The 3,077-nt window shown below is 67.3% G+C and carries 3 protein-coding genes and 2 pseudogenes; all 5 read right to left on the bottom strand.

Annotated features, from left to right (window positions below; translation table 11 throughout):
• Positions 1-123: 123 nt before the first annotated feature.
• Positions 124-897 (bottom strand): ethanolamine ammonia-lyase subunit EutC, encoded by a 774-nt coding sequence (gene eutC / locus FA743_RS20010; RefSeq protein ID WP_136887807.1) that lies wholly within the window; start codon positions 895-897, stop codon positions 124-126.
• Positions 894-2,270, bottom strand: a complete 1,377-nt coding sequence (locus FA743_RS20005; protein WP_136887806.1) for an ethanolamine ammonia-lyase subunit EutB — start codon at positions 2,268-2,270, stop codon at positions 894-896. Before FA743_RS20005 ends, eutC begins: the two co-directional genes overlap by 4 nt.
• Positions 2,267-2,557, bottom strand: a complete 291-nt coding sequence (locus tag FA743_RS20000; protein WP_246055080.1) for a phosphotransferase family protein — start codon at positions 2,555-2,557, stop codon at positions 2,267-2,269. The genes FA743_RS20005 and FA743_RS20000 overlap by 4 nt, the downstream gene beginning before the upstream one ends.
• Before the next feature lie 20 nt (positions 2,558-2,577).
• Positions 2,578-2,847: pseudogene (locus tag FA743_RS19995) on the bottom strand (hypothetical protein); the annotation flags it as partial.
• Positions 2,835-3,077 (bottom strand): annotated as a pseudogene (locus tag FA743_RS20735) (hypothetical protein); the annotation flags it as partial. The pseudogenes FA743_RS20735 and FA743_RS19995, both read right to left, overlap by 13 nt.

The following is a 3,077-nucleotide window of genomic DNA, read 5'->3' as shown; positions in this document are numbered from 1 at the left end:
TCCTCGGACCGATGGCGGACCATGGCTGGCCCTCACGCCTTCCGAATACATCTGCAGGATCTGGACATCCGAGCCAGACAGATTCATCCTGAACCCGATCCACCAGATGCCGGGACTGAACAGCTAGTGATCCAACTGCACCAGGCCGCTGTCATCCTTTAGGGCGACGCCTGTCGTTCCAATGCGGCGGGCCTCATGGATCAGCCAGGTCAGGCGGTCGGCGGCGGCGGCATGGGACAGCCCGCCGCGCGCATGGATGTTGGACACGCAGTTGCGGGCGCTGTCGCGCAGGCCGACGCGCGGGGCCTGCGTCAGATAGGCGCCCAGGCTGTCGACGACCGACAGGCCCGGACGCTCTCCGATCAGTATCAGGACCAGGGCGGCGCCCATCGCCGCGCCGATCGCATCGCCAAGCGCCACGCGCGCGCCCTGCGCCAGCACGACGGGGCGGTCCTGCAGCTCGGGCAGGCGGGCGACCAACGCGGCCATCAGCGGCGCGACCTGCGCCATGACGGCGGGGGCCGAGAGCCCGTCGCCGATGACAACCAGCAGGGGCGGATCGTCGGGCAAACGCGCGGCATCCAGCCGGGCATGGTCGGCCTCCGCCAGCTGCCGCCCCAGATCGGGGCGGCGCAGATAGGTGGCGCGGTCGGTGGCGCGGCTGGCAACGCGCAGCACCGGCAGGGGCGCCAGCGCATCGGCCAGCGCGTCCCAATCGACCTGCCCGTGGATCGCATCGCGGGCGGCGGCGTGATCCTGCTGGAAGGCCAGCAGGTCCGACAGCCGCGTGGCGCCGGGCCGCGCCTCCAACCGGAGCCGGGCGGGGGTCAGGTCGGCCAGACGGCGATAGAGGTCGGGGCGCGGGGCTGCAGCCGCCGGGCGATCTTCACCGCTCATGCGGGCAGCCCAAGGCGGCGGGCCAGCGCGTCCGCATCGGCCAGACGGGCGGGGCCGGACAGGCCCACCCCCTGCAGCCAGCGGGCGAATTCGGGGGCGGGGGCAAGACCGGTGATCTCGCGCAGATAGGCGATATCCTCGAAGGCGAGGCTTTGATAGCCCAGCATGATGTCGTCGGCTCCGGGCACCGCGATCACGAAGCTGACGCCTGCCTGCGCCAGCAGGGTGGCCAGCGTGTCCATGTCGTCCTGATCGGCCTCGACATGGTTGGTGTAGCAGACGTCGACCCCCATCGGCAGGCCCAGCAGCTTGCCGCAGAAATGATCCTCCAGCCCCGCGCGGACGATCTGCTTGCCGTCATAGAGGTATTCCGGCCCGATGAAGCCCACCACCGTATTGACCAGCAGCGGATCATAGGCGCGGGCGACGGCATAGGCGCGCACCTCCATCGTCTGCTGGTCGATGCCGTGATGGGCATCCGAGGACAGGGCCGAGCCCTGCCCCGTCTCGAAATACATGACGTTCTGCCCGACCGTGCCGCGCCGGGCCTCCAGCCCCGCTTGATGCGCTTCGGCCAGCAGGGACAGGGTGACGCCGAAGCCCTCGTTCGCGGCCTGACTGCCCGCGACGGATTGAAAGATCAGATCGACCGGGGCGCCGCGCTCCAGCAGAGTCAGGGCATTGGTCACATGGGTCAGCACGCAGGTCTGGGTGGGGATGTCCAGCGCGGCGCGCATCTCGTCCAAAGCGACCAGCAGCGCATGACAGTTCGACAGATTGTCCGAAGCCGGGTTGATCCCGATCACCGCATCGCCCACCCCCTGCAGCAGCCCGTCCAGCACCGCCGCCGCGATCCCGCGCGGATCGTCGGCGGGGTGATTGGGCTGCAGGCGCGAGGCCAGCACGCCGGGCCCCCCGATGGTGCTGCGAAAGGCGGTCACCACGCGGATCTTGCGCGCCACCCGGATCAGATCCTGGTTGCGCATCAGCTTGCTGACCGCCGCCGCCATCTCGGGCGTCAGGCCCGGGGCGAGCGCCGCGAGCGCCGGGCCGTCGGCGGCGGGCGACAACAGCCAGTCGCGTAGATCGCCCACCGTCATGGATGCGACCGGCGCAAAGGCCGCCCGGTCATGCGTATCCATGATCAGCCGCGTCACGTCGTCTGCCTCATAGGGGATTAGCGCGTCGGTCAGGAACACCGTCAGCGGCAGGTCCATCAGCACGCGTCGCGCGGCCACCCGCTGAAGCGCGCTGTCGGCCGCGATCCCCGCCAGCTGGTCGCCGGAGCGTTCGGGCGAGGCCGCGGCCATCACCGCGCCGAGGCTGTCGAAGCGGAACGCCTCGCCCCGGGCTGTAGCGCGATAGGCAGTCACAGCGACCTCAGATGAAGGGGCCAGTCGGGATGGCCGGTGATCTGGCGAAAGCGCATCAGCTTCCACTTGCCGTATTTGTGGAAATCGAAATCCAGCCGTGACACGCGCAGCTGCACCATCGACCACAGCGCCCATTTCACATCGGCCAGCGCCTTGTGCACGGCCACGCGGGCCAGAAGGTCGCGGGTCACACGCCCGAAATACTCCTCGATCAGCTCTGCCTCCTGCATGGGGGTAAAGAACATCTCTCCGAACCAGATGGCCAAATCATAGCAGCGGTCGTTCATCAAGCAATATTCATAATCAATTAGCTGTTCAGTCCCGGCATCTGGTGGATCGGATTTAGGATGAATCTGTCTGGCTCGAATGTCCAGATCCTGCAGATGTATTCGCAAGGCGTGAGGGCCAGCCATGGTCCGCCATCGGTCCACGGACCATGGCTGGCGACGGTCTTGAGCCGCCGCGCGAAATTGTAAGCGGCCATGAAGTCCGCTAGGTGAGTGCGGAGCTGGTCGTGGTCGTCGTAATAAAAGCGCTTGACCGTCGCGTCCTTGATCGTCCGGTTCATCCGCTCGACCATGTCCTCGAACCGATGGCGGACACGGTCTCGCCCTCGCAGATCGTGTCGAAGCGCATGGGCCGGGAGTAGATGGTGTTGCGGTTTCTGGGCTGCTTGGGCCGAACTCCTTGCCGTAGCATGTTGGGAATGACGCGCTGTTGAAGGTTATGTCCGCCTGCGCAGCCCCAAAAATTGCGCAGCGGCCGGCCATAACCGGGTCGCGGGTCTCTATGGTGGTTTTGCGAACC

It is taken from the genome of Paracoccus gahaiensis (assembly GCF_005048225.1).
Classification (GTDB): domain Bacteria; phylum Pseudomonadota; class Alphaproteobacteria; order Rhodobacterales; family Rhodobacteraceae; genus Paracoccus; species Paracoccus gahaiensis.
This window is presented reverse-complemented; position numbering and strand designations above follow the sequence as displayed.

What these genes read in the sequence shown, in the direction of transcription:
- eutC (WP_136887807.1), bottom strand. Translation starts at nt 897, where the DNA reads ATGAGCGGTGAAGATCGCCCGGCGGCTGCAGCCCCGCGCCCCGACCTC.
- FA743_RS20000 (WP_246055080.1), bottom strand. Translation starts at nt 2,557, where the DNA reads ATGAACGACCGCTGCTATGATTTGGCCATCTGGTTCGGAGAGATGTTC.